Here is a 22454-nt window from a genome sequence, read left to right on the forward strand (position 1 = left end):
CGTTTCCACTATGCGTTATTTGGCCTGCGCAGCACGCTTCTCAAGTAGTGGCAGTGCGATTTGGGTTTGTTCCTCCAGCATTTTGTCAACATCAATCGTTTTTCTGAAGTTGGCAATCGCAGCATCCCAGTTTTTACTAAACTGTTCTTCGTTTTTCGCAGTCATAGCTACCTTGAACGGGTCATCCCATGTAGCCCTTGTTGACCAAAGCTTCTGAACTTCAGGTACATTCGCGTATTCCGCTGAAAATGACTGAACATTGGGCACAGGTATAAAGCCTGATGCAAATGGACTTGAAGAAGGAAACTTCATAGCATCATTTAATGTTGCATATTGAATCGTTTTATTAAAAAATTGAGGATTGTATTTACTGCTGCCGAGACCATTCCATTTCACGACACCTTGCCAATAGCCGGGAGATCCTCCATTTAGCGGCTGATTATCAAAGCTCAAGCCTTTAGCATCCTTCCAGTCCATCGCTGTCATATCCAGCTCAACGAGAAACTTTTGCATATTGGCATCTTTGAATTGTCTTTTTCCATCTGCCAGTTCTTCATATAATCCGGCTTCTTTAGTTCCCCAATACTTAATGTCCTCCCACTCATCCGTGAACATCATGTTGATCCAGTTAAGAACCTGGGGCACTTCATCCTCTTTCAAAGTTTTCAATAAAGATAATGCCGAAGAAAAGGTTGGAGGTCCTTCTTTGTAAGCAGGAAATTCGGGTCTTTGTGGAACCTGTGTGTAAAATGGAACATATCTGAAAGTCTTTCCTGCCTTCTCCAGAAGCGGATTCACATCTCCGGCTGTTGCGTTCCAGATAATCGCATATTGTCCGTTCATCACTTTTTCTTTATACTTCTCTGCATTATGCACCAGTGATTCCGGGTCTATTACTTTATCATTAATCATTTTATTTTGTATTTTGGCGGCTTCTTTAAATACGGGATTTAAATATCCGAACCCCATTTTTTTCTGCGGAATGTCGAGCCAGCCTGTATAGTAATAGCCTTTGTATCCGAGCATTTCAGCACCTAAAACACTTAGAGCGAACCAATTGTCGCCTCCATCATAACCGGTCGCATACACAGGCTTGTTGCCTTCTTTTAAATTTAAAGCTTTGATATCATACATAAACTTTACATATTCATCTGTAGATTGGATTGGCAATACGAAGCTGTCGCCGATTGGAGCATTTTTCTCTTTAATGAGCTTCATAATTTCTTCATAGTTTAATGCTGAGGGAATTAAGCTTTTTAGGATATCGTCTCTGACCATCAACGTGCCGGATGTACTTGTTATACGTTCCCTCGGAACAGTGAATGCGGTAACAAAATCATCACCCAAATTAGGATCTATTTCTTTATCAACAGCCATACCAAATGGAATACCATAAATTTTCCCATCGATCTTAATGGAATCCCACACAAACGAAGGAATACTCTTCCACACATCCGGAGCATATTTCTGAATCATATCAGGTGTAAGCTCCCAGTTCAGATCCCCTTCATGAAGCTTGGCATGGTGGGCTGGCCCCTGTCCTGCTTGGGTAAGAACAAGATTCGGAAGGTTCCCGCTAGCTACCAGCGTCGTAAGCTTGGCTTCCCACTGGCCTCCGCCATTTCCATAAAACTCCTTAATCTTCACCTTCGTTTTATTAGCCAGCCAGTCTCCAGGAATATCTTCCTTGGGTTTCTCAACTGCACGCACATCAGTCCCTTGCGTATTCCAGATCGTCAAATCGAGCTCCTTGGCCGGCACATAGCCTTGCTCCGCCCCATCCCCCTCCTTGGTTGATTGTGGAGCTGGTGATTCTTTGCCAGGATCTGCAGTTGGCTTATCTTTCTCCAAGCAGCCTGCGAGCAATCCTACAGCGATGATCAAAACCAGGGATAAGCTTAGCCATCTGGCCATTGTTCTTTGCATGTTCTTACCACCCTTTACCATTTTTTATTGATAAACACATGATGTGTTGTACCCGGGGTCTGCTTATTCTTTGACAGCGCCGATCATAACGCCCTTAATAAAGTACTTCTGAAGGAACGGATACAGCATAACGATCGGCAGCGTGGCGACAATGATGGTGGCCGCTTTGACAGATTCGGGCGTTACAGTCACCTGCTGGGAGGCTCCCCCGCCACCGGAGGTCATTGCTCTTAAAACCATCATTTCATTGATGAGCTCAGCTTCTTTAACCACTTTGTACATAACATACTGCAAGGTGAATAAATCTTTCTTCGTTATAAAATAAAGCGACGTGGTCCAGTCATTCCAGTGAGCCACAGCCAGCCACAACATCACCGTCGCCATAACCGGCATTGAAAGCGGAATCATGATGCGGAACAAAATTTGAAATTCATTCGCCCCGTCGATGACGGCAGACTCTTCAAGACTTGGCGGTAAGGACTGCAGATAGGTGCGAATAATGATCATATAGAAGAAAACAAAAGCCATCGGAAGCACATATACCATAAAATGATTCATCAAATGCAAGTTTTTATAAAGGATATACGTCGGGATAAGGCCGCCTGAGATAAAGGTCGGAATAATCAAGAAGAAAATGAAAAAATTTCTTCCCGGCAAATTTCTCTTTGAAATCGCATAGGCAGCGCCAGTAATGAGCACTAAACCCAGAATCGTACCTGCCACTACTCTCAACAGGGAAACGAGGAGTGAAGTGACAAAGCCTGCATTCGTAAAAACGGTTACATAGTTCTCCCAGGTAAAATCCCTCGGATATATCGTAATGCCCCCAAAAATCGTGTCCTGACCATCATTAAGAGAAACGGCCAGCTGATTTAAATAAGGGTACAAAGTGACCACACATAAAAACAGCATAAATAGGATATTAACAACGTTAAATAGTCGCTCGCTCTTGTTTCTAATCATAGACTTCTCCTTTACCAGATGCCAACATTGCTTACTTTCTTGGCTACCAAGTTCACCACATAAACAATCAGGAAAGATACAATCCCCTGTGCCAAACCAAAGGCCGTCGCCAGTGAATAATTGCCCTGCTGCACGCCAAGCTTATAAACAACGGTATTAACAACTTGCGTCTGTTCCATCGTATACAAATTCTGAAATCCGAAAACCTGCTCAAAATTAGAAGACACCAGGCTTCCTGACGACAGAATGAATATGATCATAACGGTCGGCCAAATGCTAGGCAATGTAATATGCAGCACCTGCTTCCATCTTCCTGCCCCATCCACAACAGCCGCCTCGTATAACTGTGAATCAATCGACGCAATGGCGGCAAGAAAGATGACCGAAGACCATCCAATATTTTTCCATAAATGCGAGCCAAACAAAATGCCCAAAAAGTTGTCCGGATCCATCAGAATATTCGTCCGCTCCACTTGCTCTCCGAAAATCAACACCTTCAGATCATTAAATGGCCCCGCCATCTCAAAAAAGGCATAAAACAAGGCAACAACCGATATCCAGGATAAAAAATACGGGAGATAACTGATCGTTTGAACCGCTCTTTTGAAAAACACGCCTCTCAGCTCGTTAAACAAAAGGGCAAGAATAATCGGACAAGGGAATCCCAGAAAAAGAATAACTGAGTTGTACAGCAGGGTGTTCCAAATCGCTTTCAAGAATACTGGATCTGTGAAAATGGTTACAAAATGCTTCAGCCCTACAAACTCACTTCCGAAAAAGCCCTTAAAAATGTTAAAATCCTGAAATGACATGATGATCCCGAGCATGGGCACGTAGCAAAATACGAGTGTCCAGATTAATGCCCCGGAAAGAAGTACATATAAAAACTTGTACCGATTCATTTTTTGAATGAGCTCCATCCACACACCCTCTTTAGTTGATTTCTTTCTTAGTTTGTACTCTCATTATAAAAAAGCAAAGACGGAATAACGAGCCTACAATCTGATGAAAAATATCAATATGTGATGAATCTGCATTCAAATAGTTTATTCAAGATTTATTCAGGGCTTATTCAGGACTTATGGAAGATTGCATCCTTTCCTTCAATTGCTGCTCTGACAACCCCTCGATTCGGACAATCACTTTAGTCCCGCTGCCAACCTCACTTTCGATGTGGAGCCCATAGTTATGGCCATAATAGGCCTGGATTCTCTTCATCACATTTCTGACCCCATATCCCCCGTAGCCTGATGTAAAGTTGAAGTTCATAATTTGGGCGATCGTTTCCGGCTCCATCCCGCGTCCATTGTCGCTGACCTCAAACACGATATCCGCTTGCTCCCTATACCCCTTGATGATGACTCGGGCACCTTCCCCTTGGCCATTCAGTCCATGCAACACTGAGTTCTCTACAATCGGCTGAAGCAGATGCTTCAACGTATAGCAGTCCATAATCCCTTCATCCACTTCAATTTGCAGCTCATAGCTTGCGGAATGAGCAAATCTGTTTATTTGGACGTATTCATGAATCATATCCAGCTCGGACGCTATACTGATAATATTGTTCCCCTTGCTCAAGGCTGTCCTGTAATACTTGGTCATCGCATCTATAAGCTCCACCGTTTTGCGGTCTTTGTTCCACAAGGCGGTCCACTTGATTACGGATAAGGAATTGTACAGCAGGTGCGGGTTAATTCTCGCTTGCAGCAGCTCAATTTCCATGGCGCTGTTTGCAAGCTTCACACTGACCATTTCCTTGTACATTTCATTCATTCTGCTTATCAGTTCTTTAAACTTCAGCTTAAGAATGGACACCTCGTCGCTGCCCTTGATTTGAATCAGGTCATCATGCAATAGCATGTTGTCGTTTCGCTTGATCTTGTTAATGAAGCTCTCCATATTGCCCGTAATTTTCTGAGCTGTGATTTTCGAGGCAAGGAGCATCAAAGCAATATAGATCAGGAAAAAGAACGATACTACAGCAAAAGTGATCAGATTTTTCAAATGCACGACTTTCTTGGGGGTGGCCGCAGTGATCGTATGCCCGCTTTTCACCGTGCCGCTCACCATGATATAAGCCTTCGGCGTAACCTCGCTAATGTCAGTAATACTTCTGTTCGTCAGGTTAACCATATACAGCAGGCTTCCCTTCTCATTGTACGAATACATGAATCCATTCTCTGGAACTCCTACGGTGTCCATTTTAGTTTCCAGCGCATTATAGGGGATATTGACCTCCAGTATGCCAACAGACTGATGAATATTTACAATATTCCGGTAAAAAGTAATGTACTTCAGGCCATTTTTCAATGTCGCTTCCGGCTCCCATACAATTTCTGTAGGTTGTGCCTTCATGGCCCTGCGAGCACTTTCATTGCCCTCCATACTATCCATCCCTTCAACAAACTTGCCGGCAAACAGCGTTTCATTGTAAGCATGAATGATGTATGGGCTTTTTACATTGTCTGTATAGGCTTCTCCGATCATTGCATTAATGTTATCCATAAAATACACCATCTGCTCCAGATCATTCGAATAATCCTTTTGGATATGGTGGATCAGATACTGATTCGTGATAATGTAGCTGCTTTTATCGATATACTTGACGAGCGTTTCGTTGATCGAATCGATAGTCCCGTTCAATTTATCCGTAATCTCGTCGCGAACATCTTTCGTATTTTTTTGATACATAAAGATACAGATGAAAGTGGCGATGATCAGCAAAGGAATCGTGGTGAACAGAATTAAATGGCGGAAAATTTTATTTTTTATCATATTTGTCCCTGAATTGTTTCGGCGTGACTCCCGTGTATTCTTTGAAAACGGAAGTAAAATAAGAGGTCGTTTTATACCCGGTCTTTTCAGCGATTTCATAAATTTTCATATAAGGATCCATCAGCAGCCTTTTGGCGGCTTCCATTCTTTTCATCATTAAATAATCGAAAATCGTCTGCCCGGTTTGCTGCTTGAAAATAAAATTAGCATGACTGGCACTAATATAAAGCGAGGCCACGATTTGGCCCACATTTTCGATTTCGGCATAGGTTTCATCTATAATGGACTTAATGTCCTCAATGACTTTGCCGTACCGCCCACTTTCCCCTTTATGTACAAAGGAACGGACGGTCTCAATGATGCTCACCAGCCACTGCTTGATGTCCTCAATCGTTTCAAACCGCTGCAGCTTGTCCCAGACAACGAGATCATTGCCATAAATAGAGCTGTAGCTCTCCTGCCTTTCCAGCAATATCATATGCATGATTTGGATAATCGAATAGGTCAGGCTCTTGATATACGTTTCTGGATATCGAATGTCAGCATGGTAGCAATGGTTGATAAAATGTACAATATCCTCTTCGCTGCCTCTTTCCAGGAGGCCTTCAATCTTCTGCTTAATCTCCAGCATGTTATACTGGAAATCCGCTTCCGGAGCTCTTGCTTCCGAGGCCAGGATAATCCGGTTCCCGCTGCTGTAAAACTTCGATTTAACCGCATATTGCGCCGCTTCATATAGCTTGGGCAGTTCCCCGAGCCGGCCGGAAACATCGCTGATCCCGATCGTAACCTGCATGCCGATACTGCTGTTCACCTTTTCCTTGCACCTGTTTGCCGCTTCAACAATTCCGTTCAGCCCTTCCTCGCTCTCCCGTTCTTTCGCTAGAAGGATGATGGCAGCACTGCTGTAAGACTGGCTCGTTATATAGCCGGGAAGCTCATTCAGGATCGTTTCTTCGATACACTTCTGTACACTGTAGATCAGTAAGTGCCGCTCCTCGGTCGTAATGTCCACATAAAGCGTTTCGTAATTATCTATTTGCAGAAAAAGAACGGAGTAGCCTTCAAACGGAAATGGCATGCCCAAATACTGCATCCGCTCCCGGATCTCGCCCTCACTCTCGAATTTTCCGGACAAAAGATCCCGGATCAGCTGCTCCTGAAGCACCGGCATGCTCTCTTGAATCCTTTTGCGCAAATTTTGATCACTCTGTTCCTTTTCCAATTCAAGCTCCCTTAGCTGCTTAACCTTGTATAGCGAATCCGTCAGCTCACTTAAATCAATCGGCTTCAAGATGTATCCATACACCTCCAGATTAATCGCGCCTTTCAAGTAATCGAAATCATCAAAGCAGCTCATGAAAATAAACTTCGTATCCGGCAGCTCCTCTTTAATGTGCTGCGTCATCTTCAATCCATCCATCACAGGCATAGCCACATCGGTCAAAATAAAGTCAGGCCGCAATTGCACAGCTTGCTTATAACCATCCGCACCATCCACTGCAAGCCCCACCACTTCAATACCGAGTTGGTCCCATTCAATTAAGCCATGAATGCCAATCCGGTCCGAGTAATTATCATCCACTATAAGAATCGAGAACATTCGCACCCCTCCATTGGAAGCATTTTACTCCATCATACTCTATACACATTAAGATTTGTAGCGTTTACATAAGAAAAAATGCCTTGTTACTTCCTTTGAGGTGCACACTGGAAACTTGGGAGCGTTACGTGAGGGAATGGCTGTGGGCTCCAGCCGCTGTTAAAGATTTGTTCCCTTGAATGGAATGGATGAGGGGGGTGGAACAAATCTTTAAATGCGGACGCTTCCGCTCTTCCGCCCACAGCCATTCCCTCTCAGCTACAATCGCACGAACACCGAGCTCACACCAGACTCAAAAGCAAGTTAAAACCAGGCACACACTAAGTTCAAACGGACGGCCAGCAAGGCTTTTTATCTTGGTTAGAAGAGATGCCCAAGCTGTCGCAGGCGCTGGAGATAAGGAGCCTGCGCAGTTGAGGAGGACCTGATGCTTTAACGCTAAAAAACATCGTGAAGCACACCTCATACGGACCCATAGAGGTTGCTTTCTGAGGGAAGGGGATAGTGGCGATAGGAGAATCTGCGCTTCCTTTCTGATCCCCTAGATGATTGAACAGTCACACCGTTTACTTCTTTACTATAAAGCTGCACCATGCGAATAAATTTTTTCCCTCCAGCATCCCCAAAACTTATACTTTTAATAATTCCATAAGAAAAAATGCCTTGTGGCTTCCTTTGAGGAGCGTGTTTCTGGCGTTGGTGCATTACGGAGGAAAGGGATGTGGGCCAATGTTGTCAGGTTAACGAGGGGCAGCGGACGCGAATGGGAAGCCAGTAACTGTAACGGACACCAGCGCTCCTTAGCGCACCACAAAAGCCCAGCTGGAATTCTAACGGACATTAGCGCCTCTTACAGCCCTAACGGAGCGTATTTTCCCCTTGTTGAGCGGGTTAAGAGTCGCTGATGTCCGTTAGGATGGGCGACGGATGAAAAAAACGCGTCTAAGGTGCAAAATTGTCCGTTAGAAATCCGTCCGCTCTCCGCGTGCCGTTGCTCGGGTTGCTCGGCGTATCGCCTGCGAAGTTGCTTAACCTATCAACATTGGGGCTGTGGGCTCAAGCCGCTGTTAAAGATTTGTTCCCTTGAATGGAAGGGATAAGGAGGTTGGAACAAATAAATATTAAAGGCGGACGCTACCGCTCTTCCACCCACATCCCTTCCCTCTCAGCTAAATCGCATGAACACCGAGTTCACGCTAGGCTCAGACTAAGCTCAAACCAAGCTCAAACGGACGGCCAGTAAGGTTTTTCTCTTGACTGGATGAGATTCCTAGCGGGCGCGGGCGCTGGGAATGACGAGCGCACGCAGCTGAGAAGGAGCTGCTGCTTTAACGATGTTTTTTCATCGTTAAAAGCACCAGGCCGGCCCCACAACCCTACTTTAACAATGAAAAACATCGTTAAAATGGCTTTTCACCACCCAGTGAGGCCATCTCTCCTCTTTTAACGATGAAAATCATCGTTAACGTGACGGATTGACCTGGAACACTTAATTTAACGATGAAAAACATCTTTAAGTGAAAGCACACGTTCCATTCCGGGAAGGTGGGCTGCTTATCAGTTGCTTAATGATGCTTACTATTGCTCACTGATACTTACTATTGATTACTTTTGATTGCTATTGCTTTCTGCTGATTACTATTGCCTACTACTGCTTAATGCTACTTAATTCTGCCTACTATCGCTCATCCTCCCACATCCCCTCCCTATCAGTCTCAGCTTCAAAAATGCTGAACATGAAATGCCACGCTCGAACTATCAGCAGAGGCTGCTTTTCTGAGGGAAAGGGATAGTGGCGATAGGAAAAAACTGCGCTTCCTTACTGACTCCCCTTGGAGTATGAATTATACTCTAAGCCACTTTATCACTGCAAAGCTGCACTGTGAAATTGAAATTATTTTGTTCATAAAAAAAAGACCGGCCCATAGGAGCTGGTCAGAGTGCTTATCGATCAATAAATCATGGGTTCGGAGAAGAATCAGCCGGTTGCGGACATACGTTCCGCTATTTACCCCAAATCCATGAATTTGGAGCGTTTCCAGCAGCAATAGCGGCTTTCAGGACCGCAACGTTCCCAAAAACCCTTTTGAAAGCTAAATTACGGCCTCTGATGTCCGTTACCAGGGTGCCACTTACTCATTACTCAACCTCTTGCATAGAACTGTCATGAACGATCAGGCGGTTTTCGGCTGCAGTTCGAGGTTGTGCACCAGGTATTATTTCCGGGTATCCCACATGCAGCACTCCAACGATTTTCTCCCCGGCCTCCACACCAACAGCTTCGCGAAAAGCGGGAGCGTAGATATATGTATTGGTTTTCCAGACGACACCAAGACCACGCTCCCACGCTGCCAGCTGAAAGGTTTGAATCCAGCAGCATACGGCTCCGAAATCCTCATCCCACTGCTTTTGCCTGGGATCTTCCTTCATAACAATAATGAGATGGATGGGGATCTCCATGTAATACTTCAATCGATGCTCGGCATATTTGATTTTTTCTTCTGCTGTGAAAGACCCAATCACCGCTTCAGCAAATTGAGCGCGCGCTTCACCTTTGTATTGAATGTATCTCCACGGCTCCCTGCGTCCGTGATTTGGAGCCCAGTTAGCAACGTTAAGCAGCTCCAGCACCAGTTCCTGTGAAACGGGCTCCGCCTTAAACTGCCGGATGGTTCGCCTTGAACGAATCACTTCCGCCACCTTATACGGATGTTCAGATTTTATCAGCGTATCGTTTTCCGTCGGCTTATCGCTTGCCATCATCTTATCGTTGCTCATCAGCCTATCACTATCCACTAGCTTATCACTGCCCATCAACCTATCGTTGCTCATCGACTTATCACTGTCCATAAGCCTATCGCTTTCCATCGCTTTCCATCGCTTCCAGCTTCACATATTACGTTTCTTGTATAACAAATAAATCATATAGGGAGCCCCGATCATTGCGATAAGAATCCCGCATGGAATTTCCATCGGCCTGAGCAGCGTTCTCCCCAACAAATCTGCTAGCATAACAATCATGCCGCCTATTAAGGCAGCCGTGGGCATTAGTCTTCGGGAGGCAGCTCCCACCAAATACCTGGATATGTGGGGTGCCATTAATCCGACAAATCCAATTGTTCCAGCCATTGCGACTGAAGCGCCCGCTAAGCTGACGCTGATCAGCAGCAATATGCCTCTGGAACGTTCCAATCGGCTCCCCAAGCCTTTGGCCAGTTCATCTCCCAATTGAATGACATCGAGCTGTTTGCCGAGCAGCATCAAGAGTGGGAACAGAACCAGCAGCCATGGCAGCAGCGGCCAGAAATGCTCCCAGCTTCTGCCGTATATACTTCCTGTCATCCAGACTACTGCCCTTTTGGCATCATAAATATCACTGAAGGTCAGCAGAAAGGTGACGAAAGCCCCTGCTGATGCAGAAATGGAAACTCCAACGAGCACAAGGCGAACGGCAGATAACCCACGCCTCCAAGCCAGCATATAGGACAACGCAGCGGCAAGGAAAGCTCCCAGAAAAGCTGCGAAGGGAAGCAGAGCAACAGGAAAAGCAGGAACCAGAATAATGGCTGAGACCGTCAGCAGGGCCGCTCCTGAATTCAAACCAATAACACCGGGAGAAGCGAGCGGATTGCGCGTGATACCTTGAAGAATAACACCCGAAAGCGCAAGACCTGCCCCAACTAGAAAGCCAACAAGCGCCCGTGGGAATCTGAATCGGTTCACAACGAGATCGTAACGTTCATTCCCTATTCCAGCAACAGCTTTGAACGCATCATTGACGGATATCGGAAAATCCCCGAGCACAATTTGCAAGCAAAGGATAACCAGATTCATACCTACTAAAACAATTAGAACGAGAGGAAAGAACCCAACCGATCCAACCTTGCTCCAGGCACGAGACAGCATCGGCTAGACCCTCCTTTGTGCCAAATAAATAAGAAATGGCGCGCCCAGCATAGCTGTGACCACCCCGGCTGATACTTCCTGTGAAGGCACAATGAACCTGGCGGCAACATCTGCAAGCAGCAGCAAGATGGCTCCGAACACAGCAGAATAAGGAAGGATCCAGCGGTAATCGGAGCCCACGATAAACCGGGCTATGTGCGGAACCGCTAACCCTACAAAACCAACCGGACCCGCTATCGCCACCGAAGACCCAGCCAATAAGATGACTAGCCCAAGCGAACCCGCCTTGATCCACCCTGTTCTCTGGCCGAGTCCCCGGGCCACGTCCTCACCCAGACTAATTAAATTAATTTGCCTGCCCATTGCAAGTGTGCCAATCAGGCCGGCAAGCATAAACGGAAGTGTCTGCATAAATAGCTCCATGCTTCGGCCCGTTAAAGAACCAGCCAACCAGTAGCGCATCGTATCCAGAGACTCCTCATCAAATATGAGAATTCCTTGTGTTAAAGAGGCAAATAACAGATTGATTGTTGAGCCTGCCAAAATCAATTTAACCGGTGTTAGTCCCCTTGCCCCCATGGACCCAAGTGCGTACACGATAATGCCTGCTGCCCCAGCACCCAAGAAAGAAAACCCGATATACCCTGTCAAGGAGCTTTTGCCAAGCAAGAAAATATGGATCACAATCATAAGCGCTGCCCCCTGATTCACACCAAAAAGCTCAGGGCCCGCCAAAGCATTGCGCGTGATGGCCTGCATAACAGCTCCGGCCATAGCAAGGCAGCCGCCAACCACCATCGCGATCAAGGCACGGGGAATCCGCACGGAATGAACAATCAGATGATTCCTGGAGCTCTCATCAAATGAGGTTAATGAATCGAGCACAATAGAAAAGGGGATCGGATTTTTGCCGAAGACAATGCTTGCCCCCAAAGAGAAGATCATGAACATGGCACCTATCGCCAGTCCTGTGAGTCGAATACGCAAGGGAACCTCCCATTAGATCTATTTTTATTTATTAAAAATACGAATCAGATCATCCAGAATAAGGTTGGAGGATTGAATACCAGCGCCGCTAAGCCATGTCTCCCAGTCAAGCATATGAACTTCGTTATTTTTCACTGCCGTCAGCGTTTTCCATACTGGATTCTTTTGAATCTTATCGTTGAAGAAGTCCGCTTCATTCTCACGCCCGAAGGAGATGATAACATCGCTGTCCATATCAGCAATTTGCTCCTCCGTAATAGGTACATGGTGCTCCATATTCCCCTCGTGTGCAGCTGGGCGCGGAATTCCCGCTTCAGCAACAATAGCTCCAGAATAAGAGCCCGCCATCTGAACCCGGATATGATCAGCTCTTGGGCGGATCAAACTCACGGTTTTCTCCGTTAATTTAGTTCCCATGTCTGCTTTAAATTTGGCTATCCGGGCTTCGAAATCTGCCAGCAGCTTGTCTCCATCTGCCGATTTATTTACTGCATCCGCATGCTCGCGAAGAGCCTGCTTCCATTGACCCGGGCTTGCTGTCGTCACGTACACAGGAGCAATTCGTTTCAAATCCTCATAAATCGCCTCATGATCATCTTTGTAAGCAATGATTAAATCCGGATTCAGCTTAGCAATCGTCTCCACATTCGGTTGATCCACTGTTCCTGTATTTTCAACACCTTCAGCCTGTGAAGCCAGATACTTGAAGAAGTTGGCATTGACTGAGATACTGTATGGCGCCCCGATAGGCTTCACACCAAGCGCTAATAAATTATCCAATGCTGCTGTATTCAGTACAACAATTCGCGATGGCTTCGCAGGAATAGTTGTTTCTCCAAAAGCATCCTTTACTGTACGCGTTGCTGCATCCGGAGCCGCAGTCTGCTCAGCAGCCGTTGATGCCTCGGTTGAGGCTTGCGGAGATGGAGAGGCTTGTGATGACTTGGGATCTTTATCGTTCTGACCTGCCTGACTACTGTTTGTATCCTTGGCGCCGCATGCTGATACAAGCAGTATACATACAAGCATAATGCTCATACTTACCGTAATGCTACGAATTTTTTTGACCTTCCCTTTAAATACGGACATGAATGCCAAACCTCCTATAAATTGAATTTAATTGAGAATCTTTATCAATTATAAAGACACGCTATACGTTTGTACATGCATGATTATATCCGATTTAAATGCAGTTTATTGCCCATATGGCGGCCATGCCAATTGAATATAAAGCTCATCTCCTATATAATTGAGAATAGTTTTCACTATATCTGCATTCATCACAAATAGGCGGAGGACCATTATGACGAGCACCCCCACTCTATTCCTTTCATCCCTTCATCACCGTCACTATACAAGCCATAAAACGATAAAAATCAAAAGCCTCCCTCATAACGTTCTCTGCTACGTCGTTCGAGGTGAAGGCACGCTTCAAATCGACGACACCAGTCATCCGATAAAACCCCAGCAATTGTACTTTTTTATAGAGGGCATGCATATAGAAGCTTTTTTACAATCCGATGATTGTGAATATTACTTATTGTTCGTCGATTGTTTAGGCGTGAATAAAAAGTCTGGGACCGTGCGCTTGCTGAGCCCTCCGTACACAGAATTGCTTCCTCTGACAGTCGGAATGGTTCCACTGATGAATGCTCCCGCTGTTCACGAACGGATACATCAATTGTATATATCCATAAACAAGTCAGTGCCCAACAGCTTATCCAATAAAGCATCCAATAGCTTTGAGTTAAACGCTCAATTTCAAGAGCTCCTTCATGTGATTATTCTCAGCATTCTTACACTAAGTAAATTAAAGGAAGCAGACACAGGAATTGAAGAAAGCATTGCCTACATACACAAGCATTATCACCACAAAATCCAGCTGAAAACACTCGCTGAAATGTCAGGCTTCACACCTACCTCCTATTCCAGAGAATTCAAAAAAAGATACGGCAAATCTCCAATCGAATATTTGAACGCCCACCGAATTGCTCAAGCCAAACAAATGCTTCTGGTGCAAAATCATTCCATTAAAGAGGTGGCCGCATCCAGCGGATTTATCAGTGAGTTTTACTTCAGCCGAATGTTCAAAAGGGAAACCGGTTTTTCACCCACACTCTATATGAAAAGAACAGACATTCGAATCGCCGTCACCTCGTGCTTCCGCTTTGAGGATATTCTCCAGTCGCTGGGAATCGAGCCGGTTGTTTCAACAAATTGCCATAAGCGAAAAACAATGAACGAGGAAGAACACCAGGCGTGGCTCGCCAAGTGTATGGAGGATATCAGGCAAGCTGAGCCCGAGCTGATCATCTGCGATCATCTTCACCAGCCGTACTTCGAACAGCTCAAAGGAATCGCTCCAACTGTTAAATTCAGCTATAGTATGGACTGGAGAGTCGTTCATAAACAAATTGCTGAAGTAATTGGCCGGGAGAACGAAGCTGAGCATAATATTAAAAGGCTGGAGAGGAAGCTGACCCATGCCAGAAGCGCTTTGCGCCAACGCTTTGGCAATGAGACCGTGACACTGATGAGAGTTATGGATAAGCTGATCCGCATTCAAGGAGCAAATAATCATCCACTCAACGATTTGATCTATTCAGACCTTGGATTGAAGCCGGGCTACTGTGTACCGACAACCATCATGAATATAGAATTCTCACCCGATAAATTTCCTAACCTGGGTACCGATCATTTATTTATTCAGAGTCAATTTTACTATCCTGCGGACGAGATCGTTTTCAGAAACATTCAAGCTCTGCCTGAATGGAACTCCATCAAAGCCGTTACCTGCAACCACACCCATTACACTGACAATTGGGCGGCCATGAGCTGGTCCCCAACCGGAAGAATAGGCATCCTTGATGCTTTGATGAATGTGTAATTGAAATAAACACCTTGCGGCGTCCTATGATGTGCGTGTTCGCAACGCTAGTGCTTGGGGGAGGTAAGGGGTATGGGCTCCAACCGCTGTTAAAGATTTGTTCCCTGAATGGAATGTAAAGGGTGGAACAAATCTTTAAATGCGGACGCTATCGCTTTTCCACCCATACCCCTTACCTCTTTCAGCTACAATCGTACGAACACCAAGCTCAAACGGACAGCCAGCAAGGGTTTTTCTCTTGGCTGGAGGAGAATTCCTAGTGGGCAAGGGGCTGGAGAGGATGCACGCTCTGCACTGAAAGGATCTGCTACTTTTACGATGTTTTTCATCGCTAAAAGCACCAGATTCTCTCCATATACTACTTTAACAATGAAAAACATCGTTAAAATCCCTTTTATCCCCCAGAAGAAGTGGCCATCCGTCACTTTAACGATGAAAAACATCATTAAAGTGACGGATTGACCTGGAATAATAACTTTAATGATGAAAAACATCATTAAGTGAAGCACATGCTCCATTCGGAGGAGGCGGGCTGCTACTCAACTCAATGTTGTCAGTTTAGCCGGCTAAATATGTGCGGTTTTCCACACATTCGGCCGCTTCGGCACCACGCAAGCACATGATAATGTGTAATAATCAGAACTTGTCTCAAGCGGATTTCTTAATTCCTTTTTACATCTCAATTCGGAACGCTAAAAATATTCTCATTTACAATAGAATTCGTACCGGCAATAATACTGTAGTTTGCTCCTTTAAACGTATTATTTTTAATAATATTGTAGTCAGAGCCTCCTGTATTGGCGTAAACCTCATAATTCGTTGCGGTTCTGGAAACGGTAGACATGAAATGATTGCACATCACTTTCACCGCTTTGGCATAGCTGCCAAACAAAATATCATTCAAAATATTTCCCTCAAACTTATTGTCAGTTATGGCAACTCTTGTCGAGTGAACTGAATTGCCGTCAATCCTAATTCCAATCGTGTTATTCACAATGGAGCATCCGGTTATGACGCCGGAATGAGAATCGATTATTTGAATGCCCGTACGATTTGTCATATTTACCGGATCACTTGCTACCCACATGTCTCTAATAGCAAAATCCTGACATTTACCCAGATAAATAGCATTGGTACCGCCTCCATAGCCCCCTAAATCGGTACCTCCCCCGCCAGTAATATATACACCTTGCCATCCAACAATTCTAATATCTTCTGTTTCACATAGAACGGATGAGCAATTATGAATGAAAATACCATTTGAAATCCCATCAGCAAGCGTATCATCGGCATAAATAAAGGTACGATTATCGAGATTCATGCATTGTTCAAACCAAATGAAGGAAGCATCTCTCTCAAGGAAGTAGACCACATTATTCCTTTGTGCATAACAGCCATTAAAAAAACAATTTCCGCAAAATTTCAAATGCACAGCACGACTGAATCCATAAAAGGAACAATCGTACACCCGCAGCCAGTTGTCATGATGAGTATGATCATTTCCTTTAAATGCAATACCGGTTGCGGTCTTCCCTTCATTATTTTCTATAAATCGTATGCCGCGTATGACTACAATGGTTCCTCCAACACCCGGATCACGAAGAAAGGAAAGCCCTGTAATGGAAGCCGAAATATTAAATGTGGTATTGCGGAAACCCGACCCTATCAATTGCAGCTTTCTGGTTTGTGGAATCGTAACGGTAGAGGTGATGTTATAGGTAACATTGCGAAAAAAAACGATATCAAAAGCATTGATTGCTTTTTGAATGGCAGGGGCATCGTTGGGACCACCGTCTCCCCACCATTCGGGATACACTTGCTCGATTCTGGCTCCAACTAAACTGAGGTTGCCGCTGCCACTGAAAATCCGGTTAAAACCTGCCAGTATACCCCCATTAATCGTGACAGTCACCCCGCTGCTTATGTCTAGATACGCTCCATTAATAAACTCAACGTCTACATGCATCGGAAAGGTCAAGTTTGAAGTTACTGTATGCACCCCGGTCGGAAAAAGTATAGTACCACCGCCCGCACTACTCGCCGCTGTTATTGCATCCTGAATCGTTGTGTAGTCAAGAACGTTGTAGATACTGCTGCTGGCCAGTGCATAAGCCTGCTTGGAAACTATAGGCAAGCTTGCCACTGTCAAGCCCGCTACTCCCATTCCTAGTTTTCCTATAAAGCCCCTTCTACTCATTTCATTTTTTTCCATTTATGATCATTTCCTTCCAATTTAAATTTAATGGGTGTGTGTACATATGAATCCATTTTTATCACCATCCAGAAATGGAAGTATTTGAGGTAATTGAAGTAATGAAGGTACGAGTAGTGTAATACATCCGCTTACATACACTTGCTAGTATGTACTTGCCCGTACACACTCCCCCGTACCCTCCATACACTCTTAATCCCTGAAATGCAGCTTCACTTTTCCTGTTAAACCGCTGCTTACAAGGGGGTTCTCCATAAAGTTAGCCATTGTATTGGATACCCTCAGCTCAAGCTCATTGTTCCCTCCCTTCATGAAACCGGTCAAGTCAAATTGATGCGGCTTCCACAAGCTAGTGCCCACGTAGTCGCCATTGCACCACAGCTCCATAATGTCTCTGCTGTCTTCAGCAACCAGTTCTATGGAACAAGGTGCCATAGAGTTATCGCTATCCATAGTTACGATGCGTTTATATATACCAGAGCCCGAGTAATCAGGCAGCCCTTGATCGGTCCAGCTTCCTGGCACAGACAACCTGCTCGGCATTGCAACTAACGATCTTGAGGCGTCGACGCCAAAACTTCCGCGTAGTGCCATGAATGCAGGCATGTGCTGCGCGCCATAATTAGGTATTCGCTCACGCAATACAATCTCATTTTCACCCTGCTTCACCCATTGCTGGATTTCAAAAATCAAATTGGTCCGATCCCACACATGCTCCGTCCGGTCCGGCTCTATCCGTACTCCATTTACCCAAACCTGCTGCTCCTCCTCCGGATCTATGACCAGCTCCAGATTATGAGGCACTTGCTTAACCTTGAACGCAGCCCGTGCCTCATACATCGCTCCTAAAGAAAATCCAACCCCTGCCGGAAAATAAAAATCCGATGCAGACAGCCACTTCCGCTCATTCAACAAACTATTCGTCAAACTATTCTCTAAACTTTTCTCCATACTATTCTCCAAACTTTTCGCCACAGCTTCAATACTTACTGACTCATCTACAACGGCTACATCGATCGCCAACCTCATTAAATTGTAGTCACCGGGCGCTGCAAATTCCCATTCTCCGGATAAATCCATTCCTTCTTGAACTGAAGAGGAGGTCAACAAAGCTTTATCTGCTAAATCGCTGGTTTGCCCTATTTCATCGTTGACTTCAATAATCCACGCCTGACCTCCAGCAAAAGAAAGCTGCACTTCAAGCCGTTCATTTTCATCCGTCCATTGCTTCGGCACATGTGATCGTCCTGTTTCCGGGTCATGAGCGATGACGACTCCATCACGGCCTATCCGAAGACCACCGTCATATACGGTCTGTTCGTCATTGACCAACAGGAACAAGTCCGTTCCAGCCCTCTTATCAGCCGCAACCTCATGTCTGTGGCAGACAAAAATATGGCTGCAGGCCTCCTTTAGCGAAAGCAGCGGCTCATTCCACGACAAGCATTGCTGCAAAGCATCACGCAGACCCGCATTCTCCGTTTGCTTCAGCTCATTGCTGACAATTCGGCTAATCGCTCCACTCTGATAGACAGCCGTCTTCGTGTCTGCTCTTTTGCCAAAACAGCTCCGCACCTCATCCGCCACCTTATAGGGAGCAAATCCGGTTATGCCCTCCAGTTCCTCCGTTATGTCACCCTGGTCAGGACTTGCGAAAGGCAGCAAATTGACGAAGCAGACATGCCCGCCTGCAGTTGCAAACTGAGACAGCTTGTCACTAAGTGCGCCCGTAAGCACAAGCAAAGAAGGTACGATCAGCTGCTTATATGCATGGCCGCGGAAAAGTAAGGTCCCGCCAGCGCCCACCTCCGCCTCCAGGAAAGACGGCTCATGCAGCAGGTCGAACTCACGCTGAATCTGTAGCAAAGCATTGTTTACGCCCTGAAGCGTACTTTCGGTGATGTCCAAGTCTCCATAAGGCCGATCCTCATAAGGCTTGACGCAATCCCAGAATTCATGACGCAGCGCATATTCACTGAATACGGAAGCTGTCGGCATCAGAACAGCGATATCCGCTTGGTGCGTACCGAAGGAATTCGCAAAGCACAGCCGCGAGGTATAATCCGAGAACAATCCGTAATAAGGCCAGGCTGGAATTTGAAAATTATGCGTAGTCGGGTAGGTGATTGGCATGCGTTTGCGCAGCCCGCGCAGCGAATAATACGCTCCCATGAACTGGATCGTATTTACCCCTAGTACAGCAAGACGGTTCAATATTTGCTTCATTTCCTCCATCGTTAAATCCCAACCGCTGCCTGTATACGTTTCGCACAGGGTGCGGGGCGCTTCGATATGCTCAGCTATGCTGACGATCAATTTCCCCGCTAAATTAAAGTCCTCATTAACAATCCGCTGCTTCGAGAAAATGGAATCAATGGCAGGAATATGAAAATGCTGCAGGAACGTAAAGGCGTTGCCTGTTTGCAGCAAATCGGCGATCAGATTTTCCTCTCCGGATACGTGTCCGGTCAGCAGCACATTATGTTCTTCACACCATGCCGCTACTTGCACCGCATAGGCCTCAGCGAAGCGTTCGGTTAATGTCCGCCAGAAATCATAGCGGATGCGCCGGTAATCGCCCGTATCGATGACAAGACTAGCAAGCTGCGGCAGCAATGCATAGCCGTTCGCCTCATAAAATACACGATCGAAATCCTTCGTCCAAGGGATTGTGCCTGGCCCGAAATCAAAGGGATTCGCCAGGTTGACTTCATCTGTAAATACACCAGCTACCGTATGCCCGAAATGCTCTCCGAAGCGAGCAGCATACTGCTCATGGGTCATATCCAGAAACTTGCGAACCGCCTCGGGGTTCATCGTGTCCAGATATCCTTCCTGATACCAGCTGTACGGAGTCAGCATCGATGCCGCAAACACACCGCCCTGCTTCTCTTCAGAGAACAGGTGGAGCTCTGCCATCGAAGTATCCCGATTGGTCCAGGTAAACGTACCGGCAGTTTCATCCCATATGCCTTCATGTATCACATCCCTTACAGCTCCGCTCCCGCCGTACATCGCCTGTGCTTGCAGCAGCCGGCCGGAATAGGCAATGGTGTCCGTTTGCCCCTGGTTGATCCATGCTTGTTTATGCCGTACGACAAGCATGCGATACTCCGGATAATCGCGCAGCAGTTTGCCGCCCACCATACCACTAGGCCAATTGTATTCGTCATAAATCCAGAACTTCATCCCCAGCAGCTTCGCATGCTCTATAGCCACTCCTATCAGCTCGAAGTACCTTTCCGACAAATACTCTACCTGCAGAGTGCTCTGCGGGTGGATATAGAACTGATAAATTCTCTGAGCGTGGAAGCCTTCGATTTGCTTGCGAATTTCAGCTTCGTCCATCTCATCATTCCAAAACCACATCATTACCGGGCGATATTCATCAAATCCCGCTGCAAACTGCTCTCTGTCCAGCATAAGCGTGCATACCTCCGTAGGTTTCAAATATTCGTAAGCGATTCTGCCTGTTAAGCAATGCCACCCCGTTATTGCTTGTAACGCTCGTACGCTGCGTTATAGATACCTAAATAATCTTTAAGCCCCATCTTGTTCAATTTACTTACGTAATCATCCCATTCCGTAAACGGTACTTTCCCGGTAATAAATTTAGCCTGCATTTCGGCTGTGTAAACCTCAATATCCGCTCCCAGTGCCGCCATCTGATCATTTTCTTCTACAGTGAAGCTGAAATAAGGCCAGATTTCTTTAGGGAAGTATGGCTCCAGCTTCTTCGTCGCAGCAATCGAAGCCTCGGAGCCTTCTGCTCCTTGGAAATACTTTTGACTGACGACTCCAGCATAGCCCCCTCCCGGCCAGGATAAGTAGCGGCTCACAGCCTGATCCAGATTTAATCCATCCTTATTGTTTTTGATGTCATCGACATACACCAGCTTTCCGTCATCCGCTTTGTTATAGGTCACTCCCTCGAAGCCCATAAAAAACATTCTGCTGCCTTCTTCACCATAGAAATAATCCAACCAGCGAATCGTCGCTTCCGGGTTCTCGTTTTTGTCCGTCAACACAAGCCCGCCCATCCAGATCAGAGGAGACGTTACTGCCGCATACAATTGATCGCCATGTGGCCCTGTTAATGCCGGAGATCCGATAAAACCCTCCTGTTTAACTGTCACCGTCGGATCAACTCCATAAATCGAGCCGAATGCGCCCTTGGAGCCCTCAGCAATAAACTTGGCATAATCGGTAGTAAATATATCCTCTGATATCAGCTTCTCCGTGTAGAGCTTATTCACAAACTGCAGCACTTCCTTGTATCTCGGATCTGCCGGAATGAATCGCAATCCCTTTCCATCAGGGTCCATATCTACATTGCCTATGCTCACACCCCGGTTGCCAAGTCCCCAGGCGCCTTTCAAATATCCGAGAAGCCCGTCAATACCAACAGAAGCGAAAGGCACCTCGTCAGACTTGCCGTTTTCATTAAAATCTTTCTCTTTCATCATTTTTAGCATGTTGTAGAAATCATCTGTCGTTTTCGGTTCAGCAATACCTAGTACTTCAAGCCATTTTTGATTTAGCCAGATCTTCCCTCCCGTCCGTGCGGACGTAAATTCAGGATCAATAATCGTAGGAACCGTATATATATTGCCATCTGGCATCGTAACCGCCTTTTTCACATCAGGAAACTTATCAAACAGCTCTTTCAAATTCGGTGCATAATCATCGATCAGGTCATTCAGTTTTAAGAACGCCCCTTCACCGCCATAGCGGATTAAGTCGGTAGCAGGCATATATGAAGTATAAAATGCTTCCGGATAGTCCCCGTTAGCCAAAGTCAGATTTCGTTTCTCCGCAAGATTGGCAAATGGAACCTGCTCTACCCAATCAATATGAATATTGGTCATTTTTTCGTATTCCTTCCACAGCATCAGCTCCTTCCAATCGGTAGAAGCGGGTGGTTTACCTGCGAACATCTTAATGGTAATCGGCTCCTTCATGATCGGCATCCCCGTCGGGTTCATCTTTCCAGCCGCTTCAGAAGTAGAATCTGGTTTCTTTGTAGCGCTTACAGGATCGCTTTCCTTATTTTCCTTATCCGTCTTGCCTGCTGTACACGCTGCCAGCATTGTCAGCACCAACATCATACAAATCAACAATGAAAACCGCTTTTTCATCATCATTTCAGTTAATCCCCCCACAAATAGTTATGAAATCGAAATCATTCCTTATTC

Annotated in this window: 14 protein-coding genes; 1 reads left to right on the top strand and 13 read right to left on the bottom strand. The window is 45.8% G+C overall.

Annotation, left to right across the window (positions count from 1 at the left end; genetic code table 11):
* Nucleotides 1-15 precede the first annotated feature (15 nt).
* The 9 genes from J2Z66_RS25445 to J2Z66_RS25485 all read right to left on the bottom strand — a co-directional run bounded on the left by J2Z66_RS25445 (nt 16) and on the right by J2Z66_RS25485 (nt 13249).
* On the bottom strand, nt 16-1926 hold the full coding sequence (locus J2Z66_RS25445; RefSeq protein ID WP_209975546.1) for a type 2 periplasmic-binding domain-containing protein: 1911 nt from the start codon (nt 1924-1926) through the stop codon (nt 16-18).
* A gap of 63 nt (nt 1927-1989) precedes the next feature.
* Entirely contained in the window at nt 1990-2889 is a 900-nt protein-coding gene (locus tag J2Z66_RS25450) for a carbohydrate ABC transporter permease (protein ID WP_209975547.1), read from the bottom strand.
* A gap of 11 nt (nt 2890-2900) precedes the next feature.
* Nucleotides 2901-3809, bottom strand: coding sequence for an ABC transporter permease (locus J2Z66_RS25455; RefSeq protein WP_209975548.1), 909 nt, complete (start codon nt 3807-3809; stop codon nt 2901-2903).
* 148 nt (nt 3810-3957) lie between these two features.
* Complete coding sequence (locus J2Z66_RS25460; protein WP_209975549.1) at nt 3958-5664, bottom strand: sensor histidine kinase; 1707 nt, start codon at nt 5662-5664, stop codon at nt 3958-3960.
* Complete coding sequence (locus J2Z66_RS25465) at nt 5651-7267, bottom strand: response regulator (RefSeq protein ID WP_209975550.1); 1617 nt, start codon at nt 7265-7267, stop codon at nt 5651-5653. Before J2Z66_RS25465 ends, J2Z66_RS25460 begins: the two co-directional genes overlap by 14 nt.
* A gap of 2139 nt (nt 7268-9406) precedes the next feature.
* The gene (locus tag J2Z66_RS25470) at nt 9407-10135 is read right to left on the bottom strand and encodes a nitroreductase family protein (RefSeq protein WP_245375830.1); all 729 of its coding nucleotides are present in this window, start codon (nt 10133-10135) and stop codon (nt 9407-9409) included.
* A 21-nt stretch (nt 10136-10156) separates the two neighbouring features.
* Entirely contained in the window at nt 10157-11173 is a 1017-nt protein-coding gene (locus J2Z66_RS25475) for a FecCD family ABC transporter permease (RefSeq protein ID WP_209975551.1), read from the bottom strand.
* Nucleotides 11174-11176: 3 nt separating this feature from the next.
* Nucleotides 11177-12160, bottom strand: a complete 984-nt coding sequence (locus J2Z66_RS25480; protein WP_245375831.1) for a FecCD family ABC transporter permease — start codon at nt 12158-12160, stop codon at nt 11177-11179.
* Nucleotides 12161-12184: 24 nt separating this feature from the next.
* Nucleotides 12185-13249: an ABC transporter substrate-binding protein gene (locus J2Z66_RS25485; RefSeq protein ID WP_209975552.1), complete on the bottom strand. Its 1065-nt coding sequence runs from the start codon at nt 13247-13249 to the stop codon at nt 12185-12187.
* 214 nt (nt 13250-13463) lie between these two features.
* On the opposite strand from J2Z66_RS25485, the gene J2Z66_RS25490 reads away from it, so the two are divergent.
* Complete coding sequence (locus tag J2Z66_RS25490; RefSeq protein WP_209975553.1) at nt 13464-15047, top strand: helix-turn-helix domain-containing protein; 1584 nt, start codon at nt 13464-13466, stop codon at nt 15045-15047.
* Nucleotides 15048-15232: 185 nt separating this feature from the next.
* Here the strand turns inward: J2Z66_RS25490 and J2Z66_RS25495 are convergent, their stop codons facing one another.
* The 4 genes from J2Z66_RS25495 to J2Z66_RS25510 all read right to left on the bottom strand — a co-directional run bounded on the left by J2Z66_RS25495 (nt 15233) and on the right by J2Z66_RS25510 (nt 22403).
* On the bottom strand, nt 15233-15565 hold the full coding sequence (locus J2Z66_RS25495) for a hypothetical protein (protein WP_209975554.1): 333 nt from the start codon (nt 15563-15565) through the stop codon (nt 15233-15235).
* A gap of 161 nt (nt 15566-15726) precedes the next feature.
* The gene (locus tag J2Z66_RS25500; RefSeq protein ID WP_209975555.1) at nt 15727-17259 is read right to left on the bottom strand and encodes a twin-arginine translocation signal domain-containing protein; all 1533 of its coding nucleotides are present in this window, start codon (nt 17257-17259) and stop codon (nt 15727-15729) included.
* A 192-nt stretch (nt 17260-17451) separates the two neighbouring features.
* On the bottom strand, nt 17452-20682 hold the full coding sequence (locus J2Z66_RS25505) for a sugar-binding domain-containing protein (RefSeq protein WP_209975556.1): 3231 nt from the start codon (nt 20680-20682) through the stop codon (nt 17452-17454).
* Nucleotides 20683-20750: 68 nt separating this feature from the next.
* Complete coding sequence (locus J2Z66_RS25510; protein ID WP_209975557.1) at nt 20751-22403, bottom strand: type 2 periplasmic-binding domain-containing protein; 1653 nt, start codon at nt 22401-22403, stop codon at nt 20751-20753.
* Between the last annotated feature and the right edge of the window lie 51 nt (nt 22404-22454).

It is taken from the genome of Paenibacillus eucommiae (assembly GCF_017874215.1).
GTDB classification, from domain to species: domain Bacteria; phylum Bacillota; class Bacilli; order Paenibacillales; family NBRC-103111; genus Paenibacillus_AI; species Paenibacillus_AI eucommiae.